At 37.5% G+C, this 26,137-nt stretch carries 20 protein-coding genes; 6 read left to right on the forward strand and 14 right to left on the reverse strand.

Annotated features, from left to right (window positions below; translation table 11 throughout):
- The first annotated feature begins 521 nt into the window (after positions 1–521).
- Together BMY21_RS03695 and BMY21_RS03700 are read left to right on the forward strand one after the other, a co-directional pair.
- Positions 522–1,025, forward strand: coding sequence for a DUF8052 family protein (locus tag BMY21_RS03695; RefSeq protein ID WP_074641043.1), 504 nt, complete (start codon positions 522–524; stop codon positions 1,023–1,025).
- A gap of 68 nt (positions 1,026–1,093) precedes the next feature.
- On the forward strand, positions 1,094–2,800 hold the full coding sequence (locus BMY21_RS03700) for a carbon starvation CstA family protein (protein ID WP_074641045.1): 1,707 nt from the start codon (positions 1,094–1,096) through the stop codon (positions 2,798–2,800).
- A 2-nt stretch (positions 2,801–2,802) separates the two neighbouring features.
- Here BMY21_RS03700 and BMY21_RS03705 read toward each other — a convergent pair whose 3' ends face one another.
- Positions 2,803–4,899 (reverse strand): SpoIIE family protein phosphatase, encoded by a 2,097-nt coding sequence (locus BMY21_RS03705; RefSeq protein ID WP_074641047.1) that lies wholly within the window; start codon positions 4,897–4,899, stop codon positions 2,803–2,805.
- 252 nt (positions 4,900–5,151) lie between these two features.
- Between BMY21_RS03705 and BMY21_RS03710 the strand changes: the two genes are divergently transcribed.
- Both BMY21_RS03710 and BMY21_RS03715 read left to right on the forward strand, forming a co-directional pair.
- Complete coding sequence (locus BMY21_RS03710; RefSeq protein ID WP_074641049.1) at positions 5,152–6,270, forward strand: aldo/keto reductase; 1,119 nt, start codon at positions 5,152–5,154, stop codon at positions 6,268–6,270.
- 84 nt (positions 6,271–6,354) lie between these two features.
- The gene (locus BMY21_RS03715) at positions 6,355–7,023 is read left to right on the forward strand and encodes a hypothetical protein (RefSeq protein WP_074641051.1); all 669 of its coding nucleotides are present in this window, start codon (positions 6,355–6,357) and stop codon (positions 7,021–7,023) included.
- A gap of 1 nt (position 7,024) precedes the next feature.
- Here BMY21_RS03715 and BMY21_RS03720 read toward each other — a convergent pair whose 3' ends face one another.
- The 3 genes from BMY21_RS03720 to BMY21_RS03730 form a co-directional block, all read right to left on the reverse strand.
- Entirely contained in the window at positions 7,025–7,426 is a 402-nt protein-coding gene (locus BMY21_RS03720) for an RrF2 family transcriptional regulator (protein ID WP_074641053.1), read from the reverse strand.
- A 62-nt stretch (positions 7,427–7,488) separates the two neighbouring features.
- Complete coding sequence (locus BMY21_RS03725; RefSeq protein ID WP_074641054.1) at positions 7,489–8,190, reverse strand: response regulator; 702 nt, start codon at positions 8,188–8,190, stop codon at positions 7,489–7,491.
- On the reverse strand, positions 8,183–9,814 hold the full coding sequence (locus tag BMY21_RS03730; protein WP_074641056.1) for a sensor histidine kinase: 1,632 nt from the start codon (positions 9,812–9,814) through the stop codon (positions 8,183–8,185). Before BMY21_RS03730 ends, BMY21_RS03725 begins: the two co-directional genes overlap by 8 nt.
- A gap of 173 nt (positions 9,815–9,987) precedes the next feature.
- Between BMY21_RS03730 and BMY21_RS03735 the strand changes: the two genes are divergently transcribed.
- Positions 9,988–10,311 (forward strand): PQ-loop domain-containing transporter, encoded by a 324-nt coding sequence (locus BMY21_RS03735; protein WP_074641059.1) that lies wholly within the window; start codon positions 9,988–9,990, stop codon positions 10,309–10,311.
- A gap of 34 nt (positions 10,312–10,345) precedes the next feature.
- On the forward strand, positions 10,346–10,951 hold the full coding sequence (locus BMY21_RS03740; protein ID WP_074641061.1) for an SGNH/GDSL hydrolase family protein: 606 nt from the start codon (positions 10,346–10,348) through the stop codon (positions 10,949–10,951).
- Between the two features lie 276 nt (positions 10,952–11,227).
- Here the strand turns inward: BMY21_RS03740 and BMY21_RS03745 are convergent, their stop codons facing one another.
- Genes BMY21_RS03745 through BMY21_RS03790 form a run of 10 tightly spaced genes read right to left on the reverse strand, consistent with a single transcriptional unit; the run spans position 11,228 to position 26,073 of the window.
- Entirely contained in the window at positions 11,228–12,391 is a 1,164-nt protein-coding gene (locus tag BMY21_RS03745) for a hypothetical protein (RefSeq protein WP_074641063.1), read from the reverse strand.
- A gap of 10 nt (positions 12,392–12,401) precedes the next feature.
- Positions 12,402–15,104, reverse strand: a complete 2,703-nt coding sequence (locus tag BMY21_RS03750; RefSeq protein ID WP_074641065.1) for a hypothetical protein — start codon at positions 15,102–15,104, stop codon at positions 12,402–12,404.
- Positions 15,105–15,129: 25 nt separating this feature from the next.
- Positions 15,130–16,920, reverse strand: a complete 1,791-nt coding sequence (locus tag BMY21_RS03755; protein ID WP_074641067.1) for a methyl-accepting chemotaxis protein — start codon at positions 16,918–16,920, stop codon at positions 15,130–15,132.
- On the reverse strand, positions 16,920–18,737 hold the full coding sequence (locus BMY21_RS03760; RefSeq protein WP_074641069.1) for a methyl-accepting chemotaxis protein: 1,818 nt from the start codon (positions 18,735–18,737) through the stop codon (positions 16,920–16,922). Before BMY21_RS03760 ends, BMY21_RS03755 begins: the two co-directional genes overlap by 1 nt.
- A 13-nt stretch (positions 18,738–18,750) precedes the next feature.
- Entirely contained in the window at positions 18,751–20,601 is a 1,851-nt protein-coding gene (locus tag BMY21_RS03765; RefSeq protein ID WP_074641071.1) for an adenylate/guanylate cyclase domain-containing protein, read from the reverse strand.
- Positions 20,594–22,699 (reverse strand): hybrid sensor histidine kinase/response regulator, encoded by a 2,106-nt coding sequence (locus tag BMY21_RS03770; protein WP_074641073.1) that lies wholly within the window; start codon positions 22,697–22,699, stop codon positions 20,594–20,596. Before BMY21_RS03770 ends, BMY21_RS03765 begins: the two co-directional genes overlap by 8 nt.
- Positions 22,700–24,091: a CheR family methyltransferase gene (locus tag BMY21_RS03775; protein WP_074641075.1), complete on the reverse strand. Its 1,392-nt coding sequence runs from the start codon at positions 24,089–24,091 to the stop codon at positions 22,700–22,702.
- Positions 24,088–25,140, reverse strand: coding sequence for a chemotaxis protein CheB (locus tag BMY21_RS03780; protein ID WP_074641077.1), 1,053 nt, complete (start codon positions 25,138–25,140; stop codon positions 24,088–24,090). Before BMY21_RS03780 ends, BMY21_RS03775 begins: the two co-directional genes overlap by 4 nt.
- On the reverse strand, positions 25,137–25,580 hold the full coding sequence (locus tag BMY21_RS03785) for a hypothetical protein (RefSeq protein WP_074641078.1): 444 nt from the start codon (positions 25,578–25,580) through the stop codon (positions 25,137–25,139). Before BMY21_RS03785 ends, BMY21_RS03780 begins: the two co-directional genes overlap by 4 nt.
- Positions 25,567–26,073, reverse strand: a complete 507-nt coding sequence (locus BMY21_RS03790) for a chemotaxis protein CheW (protein WP_074641080.1) — start codon at positions 26,071–26,073, stop codon at positions 25,567–25,569. The genes BMY21_RS03785 and BMY21_RS03790 overlap by 14 nt, the downstream gene beginning before the upstream one ends.
- Positions 26,074–26,137 lie beyond the last annotated feature (64 nt).

Consider the following 26,137-nt stretch of genomic DNA (forward strand, 5'->3'; position numbering starts at 1 on the left):
TCCATTTAATTCTATAAATAATGCAAAAAAACTAATTAACCAGATTAACAGAGGAATATTACCATATATTATAGTATGTAAAATTGAACCAACATCAATCAATAGTAATAAAATGATTTGAAAAATAATCAGTATATTTCCTAAAATAAATTCAATAACAAATATTCGTTTTTTGAGAGTAAACATAAAAAACAAAAACGGTAAACAAATAAAAATAGATATACCTATGCAAATATCATCATTGGATCCACTACTTTGATATTCATACACATAATTTCCGTAAGAATCCATTAAACCTTCAGTATTTGCAAATAGAAATACAGATATAATTAAAATTATTGTTGAAAATACTAGAATTATCTTTCTTATATTTATCATTTGAAATACCTTATTAATATACGTAATACTATTATGGATTCCTATTGCTGTCAAATTATCATACAGTAGCTTTCAGTTACACTAAATTTCTTTATTGACACTTAATAAGTCATGCCATATACTTATAATACAAGGAATACCCGATGGAACCTTCCGAGGTCATAAAAAAGTTATTGCCTGCCTTTGAGCGGTATTATACAGTAAAAAACGAAGATATAACCCCACCCTTCTGCGCTGAAGCAGAATTCCGTTCTCATAATGAACAGTATTTTCTTGTACGTTCAGCACATATTGCTGACATAGATTCCAACGAATTCGTTTACTTTGCTTCTCCTGATGAACTAACCTCTGAAAAGCTCGAAGAACTCGTAAATACTGCCTGGAATGCGGGACTTGCAAAAGTTCATCCATATAACGGACATCGCAATTCAGATGTTACCCTTTTGATTTTTACGAAATCGATTTCTCCTGAAACTGCAATCACAATCAAAAAAACAAAGCTTTATAAATCCTATAAATTCAGTTTTCACGGCTGGAGCCATTTTAAGCTTGCCGTATGCAACACTACGGATATGACAATTTACACAAATCGTCAGGGCAAGGATTATGCAAAGCTCATTAACAAGAATATAAAAAGTCCGTCGTGACTCTCTCCCGACGAAGATTTTTTTTATATTATAAAAACTTATGCGAATTTACGAGGAGGTAAGTTCAAATGACAGCATTATTAATTATTATTGCTGCAATCGTTTTGCTTCTGGCCGGCTATATTTTCTATGGTTCTTGGCTTGCAAAACAGTGGGGAATCGACCCTACAAGAAAGACACCGGCAAATGAAATGAATGACGGTGTAGACTACGTTCCGGCTAAACCTGCCGTTTTGATGGGACATCACTTCTCATCTATTGCAGGTGCAGGTCCAATCAACGGACCTATTCAGGCAGCTGTTTTCGGATGGGTTCCAGTATTCCTTTGGTGTGTAGTCGGAGGTATTTTCTTCGGCGGTCTTCAGGACTTTGGTTCACTTTTTGCTTCACTTCGTCACGATGGAAAATCTGTTGGAGAAATCATTAAGTCTTCAATGGGTTCTAAAGCAAAGAAACTTTTCATCATTTTTGCCCTGCTCGTACTTATCCTTGTAATTGCTTCTTTCGTAAACGTTGTTGCAGGAACATTCTTCTCTGCAGCCGGTTCATTCGGATTTGTAACAAATCCTAACGGAAACCAGACAACAGCTATGATTTCTTTGTGCTTCATTGTACTTGCTATTGTTTACGGTATCCTTACAAATAAATGCGGTCTTAAGACTCTTCCAGCTACAATCATCGGACTTGTTGGAATCGTACTTATTACAATTCTTGGTTTGAAAGTTGGTTTTGCTATGAGCCGTACTGCATGGATTGTATTTATTGGTATTTATATTGCAGTTGCTTCTCTTGTTCCGGTATGGATCCTTCTCCAGCCACGTGATTACCTTTCATCATTCCTTCTCTATGCAATGATGGCACTTGCTCTTATTGGAATCGTAAGTTCACCTATCACAGGAAGTGCAACATTCACAATTCCAGCATTCACAGGATGGAAGACAAACATTGGTACTATGTTCCCAGCATTGTTCATTACAGTTGCCTGTGGTGCATGTTCAGGTTTCCATTCATTGATTTCTACAGGTACTTCTTCTAAGCAGCTCGACAGCGAAAAGAATGCAAAGGCTATCGGTTACGGTTCAATGCTTATTGAATCTGCCCTTGGTATCATTTCTTTGATTGCTGTTGGTATGGTATTCGACAAGTACAAGGCTAACGGATTCGGTTCTCCATCTGCAGCATTCGGTGCTGGTCTTGCTACATTGTTCGGGAAAGAAGGTTCAAGCGCTTACAATACAATCTATGCACTTCTTACACTTGCAGTTTCTGTATTCGCTCTTACTTCTCTTGATACTGGTACACGTCTCAGCCGCTTTATGTTCTCTGAATTGTTCCTTAAGGACGGAGAAGCTACATGGAAGGACGCTAAGGGAATCCGCAAGCTTCTTGCTAACCCATTGTTCGGTACATGTCTTATGGTTGTTATTGGTTGTATCCTTGGTGGTCTCAAGCTTTCTGCAATCTGGGGTCTCTTTGGTGCTGCTAACCAGCTCCTCGCAGGTATTGCTTTGATGGCAGTTGCAGCATGGCTTGGTCAGGCTGGAAAGAACAACAAGATGTTCTTCATCCCAATGGTATTCATGCTTGCAGCAACACTTACACAGCTTGTTCTTACAATCATTGGTAAGGTAAAAGCTATGTGTGCTGGTGCTCCAAATGCATTCTTCTGGGGTAACTGGTTCCAGCTGCTCTTCGCTCTTGCTATGGCAGTGCTCGCTGTTATCCTCGTTATCGAAGGCGTACAGACATTCGCTAAGCAGAAAAAGAACGCTTAAGTTTAAGCGCGCTTAAGAATTATAACAGACACATCATCTACACGAGGTGTGTCTGCTATAAACTCTTCCATACGATCCATAATTCTGGAAATAATCTGTTCTGCGCTTTCAGAGTTATATTTTTCAATAATAGCCTTAATAGGATCAATTCCAAAATCAAGTTTCTTGTCATTCAGCATTTCTGTAATACCATCAGTAAAAAGGAACAGAATATCTCCGCTTTGCATTGTAAATTCCATTTCAGAGAATTCTACGCCAAGTCCGCTTAATCCGACAGGTCCTGTATACGGCATATCGGCAGAAGGAAGCAGCTCTTCAACCACCTTTTCTTTAGCATTGTAATACAGAGGATACGGATGTCCCGCATTTGACATAACCATAGTACAGCTGCCATCTGAATTTTCTTTTGTACTTAACAGAATACCTGTAAGGTAGTTTTCAATTTCACCCTTAGCTTCAATAAATCGTTCGTTGATAAGCTTGAGGGCATCTGCAACCCGTTCTCCACTCTCAAGGGTTTCACAATAAGTCTGCTGAATAATATTTTCGGCAAGCATTGTAACAAGACTCGCAGCAACACCATGTCCAGAAGCATCAAAAAGTGAAATACCATTTAAGAGATCTTCTTCGTGATAGAAATTAAAGAGATCTCCAGAAACGATTGAAAGAGGTTCATAACGAACTGCAAAATCCCAGTTTTTAAGCGAATGCTCAGGCGCATGGAAGAACTTTTTCTGAACAATCGCAGCCATTTTCATATCTTTGAGGGAAATCTCACGGTCATGCTGAAGGCTTTTGTTTGCTGAAGTAAGTTTTTCTGTCTGAAGTTTAATTTCATCTTCAAGCCCTTTATTCAGATACTCAAGGCGGCGGGCAATCTTACTGTAATCACGACAGAAATAAACGAAGAATACAATAATCACAGCAGTCAATCCGAAAATGGAAATGAACGGCATTTTGATATTTCGGAAGGCACCTTTTATGATGATATCAACACCCATTATCGAGAACAAAACACCCATTGCAATAAGTACAAAAAGGGCCTTTGTTTGAACTTTAGGATTTTTCAGACTTATGATTGTATAAGCTATAGAACAAAGCAATCCAAAGCATGAAATTGGAATCATTACCAGAGTCTTAGAAAACAGCCATACATAATCTGGAGACAGCAGTACCATTGTTGTACTGATTAAGAATGAAAGATACTGAATCGCAGTTCCAAATTTCGACAGTTTGTATTCTATAAAGCTGCAGATAAACATAGATAAAACAAATTCAATTGCAAAGAAACAGATACTCTTAACAAATTTAACGTAAATTAAGAATGGAATACCTCCATGAAAACCTGCCCATGGAATATCTGTAATAAAGAAGATTGAGAAGAACAATGCAGTAAGGAAGTTCAAAATTCCAAAACGGCGGTAGCTTACATTCTTATCAAACATGAAGTAAAGCATAAAGAAGAATACACCGCAAAGAATCATCATTCCTTCAAAGAACATATAGAATCTGGATCTCCAGAATGTCATATTATCTGAAGTTCGCCAGCCATCCTGTCTTAAACCTATAAATACACCGTCTGTTATTGTTGCATGTCCAAGACAGAATACTTTGATATAAATTGTGTTGATTCCATCCTGCTTCAGATAAAGTTCAGGAAAATCAAAAAGATTTGCTACATAGCCGGCTTCCTGAATCATAGGATTAGAAAGGCCGCCCTCCATAACTCCATAATCATCTATATATAAGCCATTAAGATAAAGTTCATCGGCAAAGTGAAGATATGGAATGACCATAGAAAGGTCATCATTCTTAAGTTCTGGAATAAGTTCAAAATCTGCTTTCAGCCAGATAAATTCACCATCACGGCCAACAAGATCCATAAGATTTTTGTAGCCCATATTATCGAGATGTTTATAATCCAGATTTATAGCATCATCTATTGTGCTGTCAACATCAGAAAGTGCCCAGTAAAAAGCATCATCAAGATAGATTCTTGGAGGCTCAGATTTACCCTTGCAGGAAGAAAACAAAAAAAGAAAACAAAAAACAAGCAAAAAAAGTTGCGGCTTGAATCGCAAAAGAGAACAATTTTTCATTATAAACAATTTCCTTCTTTATATTGTAACAGAAGAAATTCAAATTGACAAAGAAAATTCCTTTATATTTACACAGGGGATCACTGAAGAATTCGATAATATTTTTACAATTTACATCACGTTTTTTACAATCGGAATCCTCATTTATAGTTTATACTTTTTATAAATAAGGAAAAAAACATGGTATACGGCCACATCAAGGCATACATTGCTTAAATGTTTACATTTTTTTTCCAGGAGGATAAAACCCATATGAAGAAACTTGGATTTGGATTGATGAGACTTACTTACACAGAAGATAAAACCTGGGGAAACATTGATCTTGAAAAAACACGAGAGATGATTGATGCATACATGGCAGAAGGATTTACCTATTTTGATACAGCCTGGGTATATCACGGAGGCTTTTCTGAACGCGTTTTCGGTGAGCTTGTTGCAAAACGCTATCCACGTGAACAGTTTCAGGTTACAAGCAAAATGCCTTTATGGAATATGAAAGATCCTGCAGAGCTTCAGAAGACTTTTGATGAACAGCTCAAAAAATGCGGAGTAGAATATTTTGATTACTATTTTCTCCATGCCCTGAACCGTGATGTTTTTGCAACAGCAGAAAATCTCGGTGCCTTTGAATGGATGCAGAAAATGAAGGCAGAAGGAAAAATCAAGCACCCTGGCTTCAGTTTCCACGACTCTGCTGATGCTCTTGAGATGATGCTCAGCAAACATCCTGAGGTTGAACTTGTTCAGCTCCAGATTAACTACATTGACTGGGAAAGCGACAATGTTCAGAGCCGTAAATGTTACGAAATATGTAAGCGCTATGGTATTCCTGTATCTATTATGGAACCAATTAAGGGCGGTAGTCTTGCAAACATCATGTCGGATGCTAAAAAAATATTTACTGACTACAATCCAGATGCAAGTGTAGCAAGCTGGGCTGTACGTTACTGTGCAAGCATGGACAATATTCTTGTAGTTCTCAGTGGTATGAGCAATATGGAACAGCTCAAAGACAACATGAGTTACATGAAGGATTTTGTTCCACTCAATGCAGAAGAACAGGAATGTGTAAAGAAAGCAACTGAACTTATAAAATCTACAATTGCAATTCCTTGCACAGCCTGCCGCTATTGTGTTGATGAAACAAACGGTGGCTGTCCTATGAAGATTAACATTCCACGTATGTTTGAACTTTACAACGAAAGCAAGCGCTATGGCATTGCATCGTTCAAATGGCATTACAACGAGGAGTTAAAGAAGACTGGAAATCCTGCAGAATGTGTTGAATGCGGTAACTGTCAGGGTCATTGCCCACAGGGACTTAAGATTATTGACCTTCTGAAAGAGGTTTCTTCAGCTTTTTCGTCGTAATTTAAAAATAACCATGGTTATTTTTTAGTTGAACTTTTATAAATTAGAGTTATAATATAGTTAAAATTACCACAGGTTAAAGTTATGAAAGTAGATAATAAAGTTATAAGTGAAGCAGATATTGAAAGCATAAAGGCCGCAGTTCAATCACGAAAACCAGTTGATTTCTTCTGCTATACACTTACACCAGAGCAGAAAGATCGTTTTCTCAAGATTCTTAAAGTATTCTTACAGGAATGCAATCAGGAATATCTGTTTAACTATCTTTCATATTGTCTATTTGAACTTCTCGACAATGCCAGCAAAGCTAATGCAAAGCGCATTTACTTCAAAGAGCATAGTCTGAACATCAATGATGAAAATGATTATAAGCATGGAATGAAGGAGTTTAAGGAAACTCTCGATGAAAACGCTTTGCATTATGAAACTGAACTTGAAGCCGGAAAGCTTGAGGTTCACCTTCTGCTTTCAGCTGATGATGTAATTTCAATTACTGTTTCGAATAATACTAAAATTACTGAATCTGAATATAAACGAATCAAAGAAAAGATTGAAAAGACAAAGGTTTATAATACCATGGCCGATGCCATCAATGATATTGATCAGACAGAGGGCTCTGGCCTTGGAATTATAACCGTTTTGATTATGTTGAAAAAGTTAGGATTGGCTTCTGATCATCTTCAGTTCCAGACGACAGATACAGAAACCATTGCTACTATTGAAATTCCCAAAGATACCTTAGAAGAATTATAATCTATCGCATCAAATCTGCGAGAGAAACACTATCCAGATATCCCTCTACAAGTTCATCAAGCTTAGTCCACATTGGCAGGGTTCTGCATTCTGCCTTACGTGAACACTCTGGTGCCCCCTTTTCAAGACAGGCAACAGGAGAAAGACTTCCTTCTGTAAGACGAAGAATGTCGCCAACCTTATATTCATCAGGCTTTTTATTAAGTTTATAACCACCACCCTTTCCATGAACGGCATCAACAAAACCGTTTTTAGACAGAAGAGTCATAATTGATTCAATATATTTCTGTGAAATCTGCTGGCGTTCAGCTATTTCCTTAAGAGGTACTCGTTCACTTTTATGCTGTTCGGCCAGATCAATCATTACACGAAGAGCGTAGCGGCCTTTAGTAGAAACTATCATTTATCTATTATCCTTGTTTGTATATAGGTAGATTATAGCACAAAAACAACTAGGGTCAAGACTTATGACTTACGATAAAGCATACTTGGGCGGCCGCCAGTTTCATAATTGATTTCTACATTAACAACCTTTGTTTCTGTCAGATAACTCATATAATGGCGGACTGTAACTGAGGAAAGCCCAACATCTTCTGAAATCTGATCTCCAGATACCCAGCCTTTTTTTTCTTTAAGATAATCAGTTATAAGATCCAGAGTTTTTTTCTGAATTCCCTTTGGAAGCTCATCGTTCTGAGAATGATAAGATACAGGACTGGAAATAAGACTGTCGACATAACTCTGGTCAATGGTTTTATTTGCGTCCCGGAAGGCAAGTTCTTTTGCAATATATTTTTCCAGTGCAACCTGAAAACGTTCGTAGGCAAACGGCTTAATCAGAAAATCTATAACACCAAGATGCATAGCTTCTTCAAGTGTTGAAGGGTCATTTGCAGCCGTTACCATAATTACTTCACAATCAAGCTTCTTCTCTCGGATTTTTTTAAGGGTTTCAATACCGTTCATAAGAGGCATGAAAACATCCATAATTACAAGATCAATTGAAGAATCTCCGTTTGACTCTGTATTTTGAGATTCAAGATACTCAAGAGCTTCCTGGCCATTACGACAGGTTTTCTGAACCAGAAAACTCTTATTGCGGCAGACATACTGTTCATTTATCATGGCAACCATAGGGTCGTCTTCAACAATCAGAACCTTATACATAATTACCCTTTAATAATACCATAAAAGACGTTCCAATGTCTTTCTCTGATTCAAAACTGATTGTTCCGCCAAGACTTTCAACAAGCTGCTTTGTATGATACATACCAACCCCGCGGCCTGTACCCTTTGTAGAAAAACCTTTTTCAAAAATTCTGTCGCGGATTTCATCCGGGATGCCGCAGCCAGTGTCGCGGACTGTAATTAAAAGCTCGCCAGGTTTTGTAAACACGCCGAACTCAAGTTCCCGCTGACGGTTAAGGTCTGTAAGCTGCATATTCATTGCATCAAGAGCATTGTCTATAAGATTTCCGGCAATCGTTACAAGAGCTTCAGAAGGAACTGCAATATCAGAACTCTTAAAACGAATTCCCTCTTTTAGAACAAAACGAACATTACATTCTGAAGCACGGGCAATTTTTCCAATCAGCAAAGCTGCAAAAGAGGCATTATCTACCGCGTGCATAACAGTGCTCAAAGTTTCCCGCTGGATAATCGAAATATTTTCAATATATGACACAGCCTTGTCATATTCACCAATCTGAATAAGACCGAGAATTACATGCAGTTTATTTGTAAAATCATGGTTATTGGCACGCATTGAATCTACAAGATACTTTGTTCCAGAAAGTTCTTCCATAAGTTTTGTATATTCAGTACGGTCATGTAAAAGAGCGACGGCACCGCTGAGGATTCCGTCTTCCATTACGGGAACACAGTCCATTAAAAGAGCGGTACCGTTTTCCGTTTCCTGCTGAATGCCAAATTCAGCGGTGCCGTTTTTTAAGACCTCGGAAAGGTATTTTTCTGCAAAAACCTGCTGCTTGATATGGGTGATTTTTTCATCATCAACACAGCCAAGCATCTTATCTGCCGCTTTATTTGAAAACTGAACGTTGTTTTCGCTGTCAACAGCAATGATTCCATCGTATGTAGATTCCAGAATATTTTCGCGGATGCGGAACATTGAAGAGAAGGTATCAGGTTCATAACCAAGAAGCCGCCGCTTAAGTTTGCGGGAAAAGGCGCGGCATATTGCGATTTCTATGATTATCGCAGCAACTGTAACACTCAAAAATAAAAGTACGATTTTGTAAGTAAAGGAGCGGATTGAGGTTTTCAGCATAATCGCCATGATAAATCCGATATAGTTGCCCTTTTCATCATAAATTGCTGAATAGGTACGGCGCTGTGGACCAGAAGGTCCGATATCGCTTTCTGTATAAAAACCTTTTTTATGAGTGGTAAAATCCGGATGAGTACCGTCGTACTCAGTTCCCATAAGATTGTGATTTGTATGATAAACTCTGATATTTTCTGTATCAACAATGGAAATAACATCTACATCCGCCAGCTCCGCTGCAATTCCGTCCATACATATGCACAGGTCGCGGCGCGGCGCATCCCGCATAAACCCATAAATCCGCGTTATCAATTCCGCAGTATCCTGCAGATTCTGATCGAACGCATTATCGCTGGCGTTTACATTTATTACCGCACCGCCCACACTCATAAAAATCGTAGTCAGAATAATCAGAATCAGCTGGATACGCTGAATCTCGTGGCGGATATCCGTGAGACTGTTTTTTCTACGGCCTTTCTTTGGCTTTGAAACCTTTGATTCCATTCTATAGAAATAATATCAAAAGAAAGGACTTTCTAAAACGTTTTGAAAGTAAAAAAAATATCACACAAAAAAAATACTTTTCTTTCTTTCGAAAAATTGTAATTTCACAAAATCAGAATATTATGAAGACATAAAAAATCACCGGCCGGACGAACGGCCCTCAGGAGAACTCGATGGAAATTGGACATCTTTTTGAAGCATTAATGCTGGTTTGCTTTGGATTTTCATGGCCTTTAAATGTAATTAAAGCCTACAAAGCAAGAAGCGCAAAGGGTACAAGCCTGGCCTTTATCATCTTGATAATCACCGGCTACGTAGCAGGTATTACTGCTAAGTTCATCAATCATCAGCTGAACTACGTTCTGGCTGTTTACTTTTTGAACCTTGCAATTGTAATGTCTAACCTTGTTGTTTATTTCAGAAATGTTGCTCTGGATAAAAAACGAGAGAACAACATTAAGAACGTAGAAGTAATCAGAACTCCAGTCGGAGCTTAAAATATTGGCCGGGCGGTCATTTCAGGAGGAATATATGTTTTATTACGATGGTTATAATCTTGCAAAATCAGAAAAGAATGCGGTAATCGTATTCGGTGGAAGTCTGGATAACTCTATCCCTGTAAAAACTCTTGCAGATGCTTTTGATTTCAACTTTCAGATTTTGAACAAGAGTATTGCTGATCTTTCTGTAAAGAATGCAAAAGAAGCTTTCTGCTCATATGTTCAGCCATTGCATCCTGAAGGAATCATTATTCATATTGGTGAAAGCGATTTGAATCTGTTCAAAGCAAACAGCACAGAATTTGACAGCGCATACCTTCAGCTTATTGAAGCTGTAAAGGCTGCAAACTCAAAGTGCAGAATTGCCCTCATTTCTCTCTATAATGAGAATGCTGACCAGACAATTGCAGAAATGAACCGCCACATTAAGGCTATTGCAGATTCTGAAAAATGTGACTTTGTAAGTGTTGATAATGCAAAACTCTGGAATCCTGCAGCTTCAAAAGCAGCAATCCGCTTTGCACAGAACATGGGACTGAGTGTTCGTAAACCTCTCCGCGACGTAGCTGAAATCCTTTACAGCTATGCTTACAAAGTAATTCTTAAGAACAATACAGTAACTGGTCTCGCAGGCTAATTACCTATTATATTTGTTATACCTTTGCTGCCGGGTAATGTCATTATCCGGCAGTTTTTATTTAATTTCAGGGGTTAAAAAAAACAAGGTTCCCAGACAGTAACACTAGAAGGGAACCTTGCCGTCCAGCGTTGCTGGACATCGGAGAGAGTTTATCAGCTTATTTACAAGCTGTTTATAATATAGCAAATTGTTGATTTTATGTCAAATTTTTGCAGCAAAAAAACATCCAAAAATAAGAAAATTTTGTGAATTTTTCACATTTTTTTTATTTTTTTATCTGTCTGCCTTTTTTACCCAGTTAATAAACTGAAGTTTTGTAACGATTTCATCCGGTTTAAAGTTTCGTCCATCCGGAAGTTCCATAAATTCACTTTCGATTACACCTAGTACAGCATCAAAATCATCATCATTTACAGAAATATCCAAAACAGGGCTCTTTGTTCTGCCTGATTTCTTATATTTTTCTGAATAGCGGTAAAGCATCTTCAAATTTCCGCTTCTACGTACATAAGCATTCCAGATAAAGCGGGCAGCCATCTTGCGATTGATTTCATCTGCTGTCATAAGATATGAAGATGTACCTTCTGCATTCTGCTGATCTGAAGCGGCAGAAAAATAACCGCCCTTCTCCAGAGTAGAAATCAAAGCCTGTGTTTTCTGTTTCTGATTTTTCTTTGTATTTGCTGCCTGATAATTAGCAAGCAGGCTGGTATTTTCAACTGTAAGGTTTACCAGATCATCAAGAGTAAGATTTCCCTGCAATGATTCCAAATTCTGCTTAGAATTTACATCCGGATCACTTCCATAGGCAGAATAAAGCTCCCAGATATAACTTCTGAGAGGATTATATACAGTCCTATAGTTATGAAGTCCATCTCCATCAAAAAGAATAAAGGCATTATCAATAACAGAAATAGCCTGATCATACTTGTTCTGCTGATATAAAAGCTTACCCTGTTCAAGCAGAAGTACTGCATTCTTTGTATCATACTTTAATACAGATTCTATCATTGAAAGGCTTTGTTCAGGATTTTTTACAAGTCTGCAGCTAAGCAATTGAACATACTGATCTCCCTTCTGAAGTCCGCGTGCTTCATTATACGCATTTTCTGCATCACGATTGCGGCCCTGAAGTTTGTACAAGAGTCCTTCAAAAGCACGAAGACGAGCCATCAAATACGGTTCTATAACATTAGTTGAGCTCTTATATGCTGCTATATCAGCCAGCAAGCCTGTCACTTCTTCCAGAGGAGCTTTTCCATCCAGTTGAGTTTTAGCATCAATCTTAATGAATTTATCTTCATAAACTTCAATTGAGCTGAAAATATAAGTATTTTCTTCTGTATAAGTATAAATATCCTGCTGCAAGGTTGCGCAGGAAGCTAACGAAAGAATAATACTAAGCAGACCGATTGCTGTAAGCAGCATTTTTTTCATAAAAAACTCCTTATTTTAGAACATTAGAAGCTGATATTTTGTTATCAAATGTTATAGCAAGACAATCATTTTTATTGTCACCATTCAAATCTACAAACAAAGGATTACCATAACCGGATACAGGGAAATGCGGTAACATCTCCATAAGGCTGTTGAAACCATAAAGGGAGTTTCCATCACCGGAAATAAAGATTTCTTCACCGGCTTGTCCATCATAATCACAAACGGTTATGCGGCCTGTTTTTGCTGTAAAATACGGAATCTTAATTCTCATTGACTTTCCGTCCAGCCCTACCCTATAAAATTCGCCTTCAGCAGAAAGAGCAAAGAGATATCCGTCTGCCATTGCAACATTCATATAGAATACTCCGTTTAATCCAACCGGGAATGGATCAAGCAGCTCTCCATTGAAATCATAAACATAAAGCTGACCAGCCTGTGTAATCATTGCTGTATACTGTTTTCCACCTGCAGTAAACAGACATGGAGAACCATATGCAATTCCATCAAGTTCAAGAGGTCCTTCCTTTGTTACAGGCTCCAGATTTTTATAAATATGAATTCCACCAAAGAATCCTTTTTCATAGAACGCCAGAATATCTCCATTTACAGCTGGAGCAGATTTTATTCCATCTTCTGCATCTGTCTCAAACTGACTTACTTCTCCTGTCTGAGAAATAAAGCACAGAACTCCGTCATTACCGGCAAGAACGAGAGAATCCTTATAAACGAAAGGCGGACAAGTCATTGAAACTCCGGAAAGAATAGGATATCCAAATACACTTTCCAGTTTTCCATTCAGAAGATAAACCATACCGCTCTTTGTTACTGCCCAAAGTTCTCCATTATTTGCCTTAGCAGTTGCTTCACTAGCTGCAACAATGTACTGAACTTCTGGAAGTTCTGTTTTACCACGGGCAAATGTTCCGCAGTCCAGAGAATTTACAGAAGAATCATTTTCAAGCCAGAAAACAAGTTTACTCTTTTTAGCTTTTGATTTTATGAGAGTTGCGTTTGTTTTATTCTCAAGTTCAATAGGGAAACCTGGAATATGTCGTGAAGATTCCAATTCAACGGCAGAAGCCTGAAGCTGAACGCTTAATACGCTATCCTTTATGCGAAGGTCAAATCTTCCTGAATTATAAAGAGCAAGAATCTTTGACATTGCTGAATTACCTTTTACAAAGAACGGAACACTGCGTTCAAGATTATAATAAAGGGAAAGTGTTGAATATGGAGTCTGACTGGAAGAAACTCTCTGCCAGTTTGTACTTCCTGTAAGTCTTTTTGAATTATGTGCACCAGAATTTATTGCTACAAGATTTTCCGGAGACTGAGACATATAAAGATAACCATCTCTAATAAGATAATACGGCTTTGGCACATTGATATTTAAAGCCTGCAAAACCGAGAGTACAAAACCTGGCATCTGAACGCAAGGTAAGCGAACACCATCAACAAGCAGGCTGTCATTCGAATTGAGAAGGTATGATGAGAAAATTCTGTCAAAAATTTCAGTGCGTTTTGCCTCATCTGCAACTTTAATTGCAAAAACAGGTTCTGATTTTCCCTCTATTCCAAAGACAGCAAACTCATCTCCTGTCCATGAGAAAAGCAGTTCATCTAAAGGTGTATTAAATACAATTCGACTTACAGAATCAGATTTATTCCAGGTTGAAGAAAAATCCTTTTCTGCAGGAAGTATTTTTAGGATTGCATCTTTCAGACTCTGAAGAGTACCTGCGGAAATAAGAGTATAATACTGAACATCCTCGCTGAATTTTGGAAGCAAGGTTGGAACAGAAGATTCCCTTTTCAAAAGCTGCAGCACAGGATGGTCTTCATCAGTTTCAGTATTCATTGGAACTGAAATTCCTAAATTAAACTCGTTCTGTGTAATTCCAAAAGTTAATTCAGTAAATTCATTTTCAGAAAGATAAGGAACTATTGCTTCAAGATAGTTTTTCAAAGCTGAAGGATTCTTTTCTTTCTCATCTTCAACTGATTTTTCACTATCCATATTTTCAACAAATCTCAAAAGATTCTTACCGTTAGCTAAAATACGAAGAGGATTTTTAAGTTTTGCTGTCATAGCAGAAAGTTCTTCTTTAGAATAAAGCTTACTGTTTGAATAAGTCATTGCATTTTCAAGCAGCATCTTATCGGTTGAAAAAATAATCAGATTCTTTTTGAATACAAAAAAAGTTGACTCATTCAGCTGATAGTAATTTCCATACTGATTAGAAGAAATCTCAAGCAATCCAGAAAGTTTTTTTATATGCGGAATAGCATAAGGTACAATTCTTGCAGCTCCAGACAGAATACCCGCATCAAGAATACCAATTGCACTACCGTCGTATACTGCGGCATCAAGTCTTCTTTTTAGGGCTGTTCGTACAAAGAAACTCTTTCTCAGTCTGGAACTTTTTACTTTAAGAAAAGTATCGCGGTATTTCTGTAATTCAGGACTGGTCATTGCAATAAGAGTTGCATCAAGGTCCAGCAAAGGTTCTGCTGTTTCCCAGATAGAATCGGTTCTTAAATAAACTGCATATTCAGACGGGAGTGCATCTGTTGATTTTACTCTGTCAAAATAGCAGAAAGTAAACCATACCAGTACTACAATAAGCAGCACCAGCACTAGTTTAAAATGCAGCAGAAGAAGCCTCACTCCAAGAGGAAGCTTCTTCTTTTTGTTTTCTTGTTTATCCATACGGTAATATTATACTAATCTTACCTTACTCTTCAATAATCTGAACATGAAGATTTTCAAGAAGGTTTGCGGCCTCTTTAAGCTTCTGTGCAGTATTATTAACAGTTCCTGTAGAATTAGAAAAGTTTTCGATTCCCGAAGAAATCTGACGTACGGTTGCAACAATCTGATCGAACGAAGTAGACTGCTGATTAATGATTTCCTTAATCTGATTTGCAGACTCTACTGTAATTTCTGAAGAACTCTGAATATCGTTGAACTTCTCCTTAAGTTTTTCTGAAAGCTCAAGACCTTCGCGGATCTTTTCTGTTCCAGACTCAGAAGTAATAATCAGGTTATCAGATGAGTGTTGAATTTCTGTAATTCTGTCTTTAATCTGATCAACAGAATTTGTAATTCCTGCTGCAAGACGGCGTACTTCGTTAGCAACAATATGGAAGTTCTTTCCGCTGTCCCCGGCACTTGAAGCTTCGAGCTCAGCATTGAAAGCGATGATACGAGTCTGATCTGCAATATCGTTAATGATTTTTACGATTTCCCAGATGCTTCCGATTTTTTCACCAAGCTCACGGATTCCGGAAATTGTTGAAACGTTAGCGTCTGTAATTTCTGTCATCTTATCAAGGTTAGACTGAAGGGTTTCAAAACCGGCATCTACATTGTTTTCAGTTCCTTCTGCAACGGTTGTTACATCTGCAATCTTTTCAACAATGTTACGTGTCTGGCGGTCTGTATCTTCCATTGTAGCAAGAATCTCTTTTACACCAGTAGACTGTTCAAGAGAGGTTGATGCTGTAGACTGAGCAATTTCTGTAAGTCCTTCAATAGGCTCAATCATTGTATTACCAATCTCGTGTACATCATTCAAAATTGAACGGAACAAAAGTACAATCTGATTGATAAGATACAGGTTGTAAGAAACTTCTGATTCAAAATCAGTTGGAACAAGCTTTACTGTAAAAATATCATTTTTGATGATATGAAGCATTGCGTTCTGAAGTTTATCAGAAGAAATAAGAATACTGTTCAGGAAGGAATAAACCGAAACGATTCCGACAATTGTATTTATTGCAAGAACAACGCCAATTCTTGAAAGCTGAACCTTACGTAAGCCAAGTCCGTAAGCATCAGCAGGAAGGAAACCGGCAGATGCAGAAGGAACGTTATTGTAATAATACACATAAAAGAGCATCATTGCTAAAACAATTCCCCATACGACTGGGATTGTACAGTAAAGAGCAAAGGTTCTGTGATATGAAACTCCAAAATAAGATTTCTTGTTCAGAATCTTTTCATCAATACCTTCTTCAACAATACGACAGGCATATTCATTACAAATTCCGCGTGTGTTTGCAAGAGCAAGAAGACCTGCTACGTATGCACCGAGGAAACAGCTGCAAAGACTGACAATATTTATACTGAGATTTACTCTATAAATAAAATGATAGGCAGCTGCAAGTGCAATGGCACACACAACGAAATAAGAAGTAGTTTCAATAGATTTCTTTTTTGGAAGTTTATGCAAATCAAGGAAAAGTTTTGTTCGCTCTTCCTTTGTCATTTCTTCATTTTCCCAGATTTCAATTCTCTTTGAAACCTTACCCATGAACATATGATTTGTAACAGTTGAACATACAAACTGTGCAAACAAAACGCCAAGTGCAACGGTAATAATTAACGGATAGTGAGTTGAGAATTTAAGATTCAAAATAAAAACTGTATACAAAAGAAGTACTAAACCACAGGCAATATCAGGGATATGACTTGCACGCAAAATTCTTCTTTCGAGTGATAAATACTTTTCGTTCTGTTTCATTATTTCACCTCACTTGCTGTACCAGCGTTTTCTAATTCGGTAATTGCGTCCTCTGGCTGAAGCTTCTTCAGGCTGTCTGAAATAAGGCAGAGGTTCTGTGCCGAATCACTGATTTTCTGTGTTGATGTTGAGAAGGTTTCTGCTGCTTCTGCAATCTGACGCAGGGTAATAACAATCTGTGCAAAAGAAGCTGTCTGCTGCTCAATAATCTTTTTAATATCTTCTGATGCATAGTCCATTGTTTCTGATGAATGCTGGAGCTCTTCAAAGCGTGTATTCAACTCTGTGATTATCTGAGTTCCATCAAGAATCTTGTTACAGCCGTTCTGAGAAGAAATAAGCAGTGCATCTGAAGAATGCTGAATTTCAATAATTCGTTTACGGATTTCATTTGTAGATTGAATTGTGTTGTTTGTGAGACGGCGGATTTCATTTGCTACAAGCGCAAAGTTCTCACCTACATCACCGGCACTGGAAGCTTCAATTTCAGCATTAAATGCAATGATATTTGTCTGATCTGCAATACCATTGATGATTCTTGCAATATCTGAAATACCGGTAATCTTTTCTGTAAGAATCTTAATTCCATCTACTGTAATATCATTTGCAGCTTTAATTTCATCCAGCTTCTGCATGTTCTGCTTGAGGATACTGAAACCATCTACAATATTTTCTGTTGTCTTTTTAGCAACCAGAGAAACCTCACCGATTTTTTCTGCAATGTTCTTTGAAAGAGAGTCTGTTTCTTCCATTGCAGAAAGAAGTTCCTTAACACCAGAGTTCTGTTCAAGAGAGGTAACGGCAGTCTCACGGGAAATAACAGAGAGTTCATTACTTGACTCAATTACATCCATACTGATTTTCTGACTCTGCTTCAGGATTTTCTGAAGAATCTCTACAATTGTGTTGAGCAGGTAAACATTGTACATAAACTCATTTGAGAGGTCAGTTTTTTCAAATTTTACCTTACGAAGATTTTCTTTATTTATTCCACTCATCAAATCATGCATGTTATTAATTGAGCGCATCATTCGTCTGAAGAGAGTTCCTGAATAATACAGATAAGCTATAAGGCTGAGTCCTCCAAAAACAATAAGATGAAAGAATACAAGTTTTGTTGCTGTATAAGAAGCATAGGTTCGCCAGGCAAGAATAAAGAACAATATACCAATTATTAAAATCGGAGCAAAAATATGAATTACAGTGATTGTTGAAGAGTTCATACCAAAGTAGTGTCTCTTTTCAACCTCAATTTTTGATACACCTTTTCGAACAATTTCTGCAGCATGCTTAGAACAGATTTTCTGAGTAATTCCCGTAATAGCATGAACTGTAGCACAATACGCACCAAGGAAAAGCATGCAGGAAACAAGAATTACTGTATTAAGACTCAGATGTGCAATTCCAGAAAACAAAGAAATCCAGATAGAACCGCAGACTATAAAGAAGATGAATACTACAACTCCAATTCTTGCAGGCATTCCCATCAACTGCTTCATAAGTTTTGTTCGTTCTTTTTCAGTCGAATCATAATAATAGAATGAAGACAAATCTTCAGTAATTGCCTGTGTTACAAGTACAATGCCCATCACAAGAGCTAAAGCATGAAGTGCCATACAAATAAGGACTCCCAGTCCAATTATTGACGGCAGCTTGATAATCCGGAGCTCTCCGATTCCCATCGAAATACAGGCAGCCATAGTCAGGATTTCAAAACACATATTGGAAAGAACTACCCGTTTGGTAACCTCTGCTCCAAAATTGATGTCTTTTTCCATGACGGTTTTCTTTTGCGTGAATTCTTCTTTTATATTCATATCCACCTCTTTTTTATTTTGATGTAAGCGCAATTGCGCCATCCCAATTATCTGGTTTATTCACTGAGAATTCTTCACAGCGTTCAAGCATAAGTCTTGCAGCCTTATTGTCCGGCAGAATATTTACTGCTGCTTCAAAATAAGGAATTGCAAGTGTAAATGCTCCTTCATTGTATGATTTAAAGCCCTTTTCATAGGCATCTGTAAAATCTTCTGGCAGCGGTTTTTCATCTACACGATAAACAAAAACAGCTTCTTTTTTACCTTTTACTTTTACAGAGTCCAGAAGCAATACATTCATTGAATCTCCAAGTTCATCCCGAACTGCCTGAGAAATTACAATCTTTGCACCATATAACTTTGTAAGACCTTCAAGACGCGATGCAAGGTTTACTGTATCACCGATTACTGTATAGTTAGTTTTATCCGCACTACCAATCTGACCTACAATAACATCTCCAGAATGAATACCAATTCCAATATCAAGTTTCACTCCTTCAGGAAACTTAAGCTGATTAACCGGAATTGCATCCAGCTGAGAATACATTTCAATTGCAGCCTGAACTGCACGCTTTGCATTATCGTTGTAACTGATTGGTGCACCGAACAAAACCATGATGGCATCACCAATAAACTTATCTACTGTACCACCGTACTTTTTTACTATATTTACCATGTAGGTAAAATAAGTATTCAAAAAGTTTACGACATTTTCTGGTTTGTTGATTTCACTGATTGAAGTAAAGCTTCGAATATCACAAAGAAGAACTACTACATTTCGTTTTTCATTCTGGTTTGCAAGCTCCTGATTTTCACCTGAACTCAAAAAGTCGCTGATTACTTCTGCCGGGACAAACTTTGAAAAGGCAGCCCGAAGCTTCGATTCCTGCTGGGTAAGTTCAAAGCATCTGATTGCTTCCTGCAGAATATTTGACAAAGCTGGTGTTATAAAATCTATTGAAGACTGAATCTTGTAATTAAAGAGTTTCTTCTGAGTAGAAGCAATATGAAGTGTTCCAATAAAGTCTTTTCCACTTTTTAATGTAAACGAACGATAAGATTCAAATTTCTCTCTTGATGGATGAGCAAGAAGAATATTTTCAAAATACTTTTCTTCATAAGTAATTGTATGATTCTTTTTAGACTGCTGCTCGTATTCTACCTTACAGATATTCCAGAATTCAGCTCCGATAGATACATCAAAAAATTCCGTTCCGGTTATATATACTTTAGCAGGATGACTATCCAGTATCAGGGCAGCAGCATCAAATGCACAGGCACTGTAAAGCATTCTGAAAATCTGCTCTACAAGGAAATCAATTTCTTTTACAGCAGAATATAACTGAATTACATTTTGAGTCATATTAAAAAAGAAATAACTGTTAGCCATTGCTGTAACAACCCACGAAGCAAGTGTTTCTTCTTCTGATTTATCTGAAGTTTCAGTTTCTTTCTGTTCTGTATCATCTTTTGTAAAAAAGTCCTGAACCTCTACATATCCGTTTCCGAGCAGTTCCTTAACGGTGTCTACGAGAACTTCAATATTATCATTTTTTACAAGCACAACCCGGTTAGCTTCTCTTGCAGTATTCCAGAAATCAAAAACAGAATCATCTACAGAAACAAGAACAAAAGGCAGAGCGCTCTTTGGAGAACCGGTCTTAAGAATGTGACAAAGTTCAATACCGTTAATTTCCGGAAGTTCTTTATCCGCAATTATAAGATCCGGCGACTCATGAACAATCTGTTTGAGTGCAGAATATCCGTCTGAAAAAACTTCCGTCTCATACCCAAGTTTTTTGAGTTCCATACAAATTATCTTAGAAAGTATTTTTGATGGGACAGCAACAAGAACCTTACTCATGCAGCAGCTCCTTTACCTTTGCAGTAAGGCTTTCGCGTTCAAAATCAGATTTTACAATATAGCCCTGTGCACCAAGATTCTTTGCCTTATCCAGGGTGTCGCTTTCGAACACAGAGGAAACCATAATAACCGGAATATTTTTAAATTCTTCTTTATGGCGCATATTGTGAAGAAGGACAAATCCATCCATACGAGGCATTTTTACATCAGTTACAACAAGATCAAATTTGTGCTGCTTCATTTTTTCAAGAGCATCAATTCCATCAACTGCTGTAGAAACATTATAGTTTTCTGCTTCTAGAATAATCTGTTCGATATGGCGGGTTGTATGAGAATCATCAACAACAAGTACAGAATAAATCTTCGGCATTTTGCGAACTTCAAGATTCTTAATGTCGTAAACGTTTACAACCTTGAAGCGGCGGATTGTATCTGGAATATTCAGAACCGGAATGATGCGGTAGTTCTCATCAAATACAACACCCTGAAGCGCATTAAAATCCTTGAGCAGAGGTGGTACAGGCTTAATTACGACAGTACCATAGTGCAGAATCTTATCTACCATAATTCCAATCTTTTTATTCAGATATTCAAGAATGACAACAGACACCTCTGTCTTTGTATTTGTTCTCTTGATTGAATTATTATTGATAATATCAAAATCAAAAATCGGAACCAGCTCATTATGAATATTCAAAACCGGACCGTGCTGAAGCTGCAAGAAATCAGCTTTATTTACCGTGAGAATCTCTTTTATGTAATGTGAAAGAATCAGATATGAACTGTCTGAAACAGAAACAAAAAGTCCATCCTGTGTAGCAAGAGAAGCCGGAAGAGAAAGTTCAAAATCAGTTCCCTTATTAAGCTCCGAGTAAACTGTAATTTTTCCCTTAAGTTTATCCATTTCTGTTCGCACAACATCAAGACCAATACCGCGCCCAGAAAGTTCTGTCTGCTCATCTTTTGTTGAAAAGCCCGAAGCAAATATAAACTGCAGCAGGTCTGTAGAATCTGCAGAAAGAATTTCAGCCTCGCGTTCAGGGAACAGACGAAGAGCTTTCGCACGGATTTTTTCATAATCAATTCCGTGACCGTCATCTTTTACGTTTACAAAAATTCTGTTGGAAACCTGGCTTACAGAAATAGATATTGTTCCCATCTCAGGCTTACCAAGTTTTTTACGTTCCTCCGGCGATTCAATTCCATGGTCAATTGAGTTTCGTACAAGGTGAATCAAAATTGCAGGAAGCTTTTCCAGAATAAATTTATCTATTGTGATTTCTGACTGCGGAATATCAAACTCAATATTTTTTCCGGTCTTTAATGCTTCAGCTACAATTGAACGCTTAATAGGGCGCAGAATCATATCAAACGGAAGCATGCGAAGCGAGATGATATTTTTCTGAATATCAACGCTCTGATTTTCGAGAACGGAAATATTTTCTGAGAGCTCCTGGAACTCCTGGAATTCAGAAGCTTCACTTTTACCTTTTAAAACCTCAATCTCGTTCTTGAGTTTTATCTGACGCATAATAAGTTTGTCGAGAGACTGGAGAATTGAATCAATCTGTGAAATCTGAACCTTGATTGTCTGAGAATCGTGGAAGAACTCCGAGTTCTCTTCATTCACCTGCTCATCCCCAGAAGCATCAGAGTTCTCAACGCTCTCCGACTCAGCCTGCTTCACCGAGAAATCAGTATTAAAATCATCTCCCTCCATTGACTGGTCGATATTATTAAGCACATCTTCATACTGTTCAAAAGTGCCGTCTGATCCATCTTCAATACTATCAATTACCTTATGCAGCAGATTGTTTACGCCCATTAAAAGCTGAATTATTTTATTTGGAATTTCAGTCTGGTTGCTCTGGATATTTTTAAAAACAGTTTCCAGATGGTTAATAACCTTTTCAATCTGAACATATTCCATCATACGGGAAGACCCCTTCAGCGTATGCAGAAGGCGGAGAATTTCCTTTAAGCAACCTGTATTTCTTTTTTCTTTTGATGCAAGAATTGCAATATCATCAAGAGAGTCAAGAATCTCACGAGCTTCGGAAATATAGTCTGTCTTAAACAGGTTTTTATCAAGATTCATTTACTGCCCTCCTCCCATAGAAAAAGTATCGCAAAGCGAATATATGTAAGCCGGACTAAAGGAATCCAGCGTAAAGTCATAAGGAACATCGTTTCCAGAAGAGGAAATCAACTCCTTGCATTTTGAAAAACAGTTGAGCGCCGGTGCAGTACGGCCAAGATCTCGCAGCACCATTCCGTGATAGAAAAAGGCCGGCCAGAAATCAGGAGAAATACTTTCGGCATTTGCAAAAAAAGTTTCTGCATCTGCACGGTTGTCTGCATGATACTCAACATAGCCCTGCATAAAGTACGAATATTTTTTTGTATCTTTTCCGGAAATTGTGCGGGCGATGGCACGGGCCTTAGCAAAATCACCGCGGGTTATTTCTGTGCAGACATCTTCATAAACTTTCTTTACGTCAAAAGAACTGCCTTTTGAAACTGCATCAAGAGCAGCCTTTGCTTCTCGAAGGTTATTATTTGTTTCTGCAAATTTCTGAATCTTAACTTTTTGAACCGCATTCTGAATCTTTTCTTTTTTACGTTCAGATTCCTTCTTTTTAAGGCAGCGGTCTATTGGAGTTCCTGCCGGGTCTGCTCGTTTTGCATTTTGATTTTTCACAAAATAGTAAACATCACCTGTATTTGTTTTGTAAAAATTGTCAGGAATTACTGTATTATCAATTGAGCCGATTTCGTTCATTGAAAAGAAAAGTCTGCCGTCATTCTTAAGACGTTCAGTAACTTTTTTAGTAACAAGGATTCTTGTCTCTTTATCAAAATAAATGAAAACATTTCTCATAAAGAGAATATCTACATTCTCAAAGAACGGCAGTTTATCAAGCCCATCCTGAATAAGATTAAACTTAAAGGTCTGGATACGATAAAGAAAATCACGGTTAAAAATTATTTCCGTTTCGGTTCTTGTTGAGAATGGTTCTAAAAGCTTGTGATATTTCTGACCGTCAGAACGAAGTGAGAATGAAGAATAGCGGCCTCTTTTAATTGCAGCCAGAGCGTTATCATCAATATCAGATGCGTAAATTGTCAGATTCACATTCATAGAAAGTGCGAGCGCCAGAAGAGAAATCGGTTCTTCTCCAGTCGAACAGCAGCAGGTCCAGATTGTAAGATTTTTTCCCATATACTTTGGGAATATTTCTTTTTTCAGATAATCAAACTGTCGTTCCTCGCGGAAGAAATATGTTTCATTTACTGTAACGAGATTTATTACTTCATCAAAATCTGGAGTATGAGGAACAAGGCTGCGGCAGAATTCCATTGGAGTCATTCCTCGAACAGAGGCTTTCTTTTCTATATGCGAAATGAGAGTCTGCTGCTGCGATTTAGCAACGTAGATACCTGAATAAACGAGAATCTTGGAATTTAACAATTCAATCAGTTCGTTCATACAAGACTCCATAATCGCTGTGGTATCTGATTCAGCGGAAGCACCTCGCATGAACCGCCCATTTCATAAGCAGCCTTTGGCATTCCATAAATTACACTGGAAGCTTTATCCTGTGTGATTGTATAAGCACCAATCTGTTTAAGATGCAGACATTCTTTTGCGCCATCTGCCCCCATTCCTGTAAGCACTACGGCAATACAATCTGCGCCTAAAACTCTGGCAGCACTTTCAAACATTTTATCTACTGACGGACGAAGGAAATTAACCGGCGCATCATGATTCAAAATGATATTAAAAGTGTTTTCCGGATATGCAACAAAAGTTATGTGAACATCTGAAGGTGCAAAATAAACATGTCCAGGCAATGGTCTGACATTATTTTCTGCAAGGTGAACTGGAATTGTAGATTCAGAACCTAACCAGGTTATAAGATTTTTATCAAAGAATGAATCTATATGCTGCGTAATAATAATTGGAAGCGGAAAGTTTTTTCCAATTCCCTTAAGGAATTCAAGAAGCGCACCAGGACCTCCTGTTGAAACGCCGACAAGTACAGCCTTAAATTTACGGCCCTTATAATTCTTTGAAACTACCTGTAAAGCTTGTGAAACACTTCCGTCTTCGTTCAAAGAAGAATTTAAGGCAGAAGGATGATTTCCAAAAACCACTGAACATTTTACATCCATAATCAGCTGCTCAAGATATTCAGCATATTCTGAAATTTTTGAAGTAGAAAAATTTATAAACTCCGGCATCTCAACGAACTTTATATTCTGCGGAGTAAAATAAGGTTTTGCATCTGGAGTATAATAAATAATTGCAGGAACTTGTGTTGTATGGCTGTAATCTGAAAGTGTGCTTGGTCTTTCTGAATCAAAAAGATTTTTATCTGAAATTACGATATCGGGATTCTGTTGTGACAGGCCATCTTTAAGAGCACCATAAGAAGCAGCTTCTCCGACCCACTCAAGTTTTGCGGTTTTGAGAATTATTTCTTTTAATACAGAACGAACAACGGCAGAAGAGCCAGCCACAAGAACACGAATCATAATTCCTCCAGTTCGTTATCAGTCATATAATGAATTGTCTTATACACATCTAACAGAATCCGCAGTTTCTCATCCTTAAAGCCACAGGCAAGTACACCAAATTTCTTAAACTGTTCTGCATAAAAATCAGAAAAAAGAGACAATTCACTTAATGGAATTGTACAGACCTTACATTCCTGTGTAGTGATGATGGAAATATGATTAAGCGGATTTTCAGTATCCTCAGATTTCAATACAATCATTGTTTTAATTTCTGATTCGTGAGGAGACTGCATAAAAACTGAAGCTACTTCATCAAAATCATAGATACCGCTTTCTTTACCCTGAATCTGCTTCATATCAAGGTCTTTTACACCAACTGAAGAAGCCACACAGTCATTTGGTATCAAAAAGTCTATCTGTTGATAAGCAATGCTAATAAATCTATCAGGCTGCGGCAATTTCTTTTCCTACTTTCTCTATAATTGACTGAACGTTCAGTACAAATACTTCCTGCCCGTTTATGTTAAGGGTGCCATCATAAAAATCAGAAAGTTCTGCTTCTGAAAATTTTACTACATCTTTTTCTGAGGCAGTAAAAAAGTCTTTTACATCTGTAATTCGAAGACAGGTATGACTTTCATCATTCATAACGATAAAAAGAAGCGATTTTTGAGGTTCTTTTCCTTCAAGTACGGCGGAATCAATTACAACATAAGGATCACCGTATCTGTTAAGGACACCATTTACATAGGGAGGAACAAAAGGAAGAGGAAAGACTGTTGCATCACGCAGAATTTCTTTTACAATTTCAGCTGGAATTGCATATTGATTGTTACCATCTGCCTGATTTCCGATTGTAAAAATAAGCCAGGTTGTTTTCTTTTCAACTTTATGTTCTGTTGTTTTTTCCTGTTTGCCACTTTTAATTAATGATAAAATCTCTTCTGACATAATACTATATTATAGACCTATATTTAGAATATTTCCACTAATAAATTAGTGTTATTCATGATTT

Source organism: Treponema bryantii (genome assembly GCF_900111035.1).
In the GTDB taxonomy this organism is placed as follows: Bacteria; Spirochaetota; Spirochaetia; order Treponematales; family Treponemataceae; genus Treponema_D; species Treponema_D bryantii_C.

What these genes read in the sequence shown, in the direction of transcription:
- BMY21_RS03695 (WP_074641043.1), top strand. Translation starts at nt 522, where the DNA reads ATGGAACCTTCCGAGGTCATAAAAAAGTTATTGCCTGCCTTTGAGCGG.
- BMY21_RS03725 (WP_074641054.1), bottom strand. Translation starts at nt 8,190, where the DNA reads ATGTATAAGGTTCTGATTGTTGAAGACGACCCTATGGTTGCCATGATA.
- BMY21_RS03710 (WP_074641049.1), top strand. Translation starts at nt 5,152, where the DNA reads ATGAAGAAACTTGGATTTGGATTGATGAGACTTACTTACACAGAAGAT.
- BMY21_RS03770 (WP_074641073.1), bottom strand. Translation starts at nt 22,699, where the DNA reads ATGAATCTTGATAAAAACCTGTTTAAGACAGACTATATTTCCGAAGCT.
- BMY21_RS03755 (WP_074641067.1), bottom strand. Translation starts at nt 16,920, where the DNA reads ATGAAACAGAACGAAAAGTATTTATCACTCGAAAGAAGAATTTTGCGT.
- BMY21_RS03715 (WP_074641051.1), top strand. Translation starts at nt 6,355, where the DNA reads ATGAAAGTAGATAATAAAGTTATAAGTGAAGCAGATATTGAAAGCATA.
- BMY21_RS03720 (WP_074641053.1), bottom strand. Translation starts at nt 7,426, where the DNA reads ATGATAGTTTCTACTAAAGGCCGCTACGCTCTTCGTGTAATGATTGAT.
- BMY21_RS03775 (WP_074641075.1), bottom strand. Translation starts at nt 24,091, where the DNA reads ATGAACGAACTGATTGAATTGTTAAATTCCAAGATTCTCGTTTATTCA.
- BMY21_RS03765 (WP_074641071.1), bottom strand. Translation starts at nt 20,601, where the DNA reads ATGAGTAAGGTTCTTGTTGCTGTCCCATCAAAAATACTTTCTAAGATA.
- BMY21_RS03790 (WP_074641080.1), bottom strand. Translation starts at nt 26,073, where the DNA reads ATGTCAGAAGAGATTTTATCATTAATTAAAAGTGGCAAACAGGAAAAA.
- BMY21_RS03760 (WP_074641069.1), bottom strand. Translation starts at nt 18,737, where the DNA reads ATGAATATAAAAGAAGAATTCACGCAAAAGAAAACCGTCATGGAAAAA.
- BMY21_RS03780 (WP_074641077.1), bottom strand. Translation starts at nt 25,140, where the DNA reads ATGATTCGTGTTCTTGTGGCTGGCTCTTCTGCCGTTGTTCGTTCTGTA.
- BMY21_RS03735 (WP_074641059.1), top strand. Translation starts at nt 9,988, where the DNA reads ATGGAAATTGGACATCTTTTTGAAGCATTAATGCTGGTTTGCTTTGGA.
- BMY21_RS03700 (WP_074641045.1), top strand. Translation starts at nt 1,094, where the DNA reads ATGACAGCATTATTAATTATTATTGCTGCAATCGTTTTGCTTCTGGCC.
- BMY21_RS03745 (WP_074641063.1), bottom strand. Translation starts at nt 12,391, where the DNA reads ATGAAAAAAATGCTGCTTACAGCAATCGGTCTGCTTAGTATTATTCTT.
- BMY21_RS03705 (WP_074641047.1), bottom strand. Translation starts at nt 4,899, where the DNA reads ATGAAAAATTGTTCTCTTTTGCGATTCAAGCCGCAACTTTTTTTGCTT.
- BMY21_RS03730 (WP_074641056.1), bottom strand. Translation starts at nt 9,814, where the DNA reads ATGGAATCAAAGGTTTCAAAGCCAAAGAAAGGCCGTAGAAAAAACAGT.
- BMY21_RS03750 (WP_074641065.1), bottom strand. Translation starts at nt 15,104, where the DNA reads ATGGATAAACAAGAAAACAAAAAGAAGAAGCTTCCTCTTGGAGTGAGG.
- BMY21_RS03740 (WP_074641061.1), top strand. Translation starts at nt 10,346, where the DNA reads ATGTTTTATTACGATGGTTATAATCTTGCAAAATCAGAAAAGAATGCG.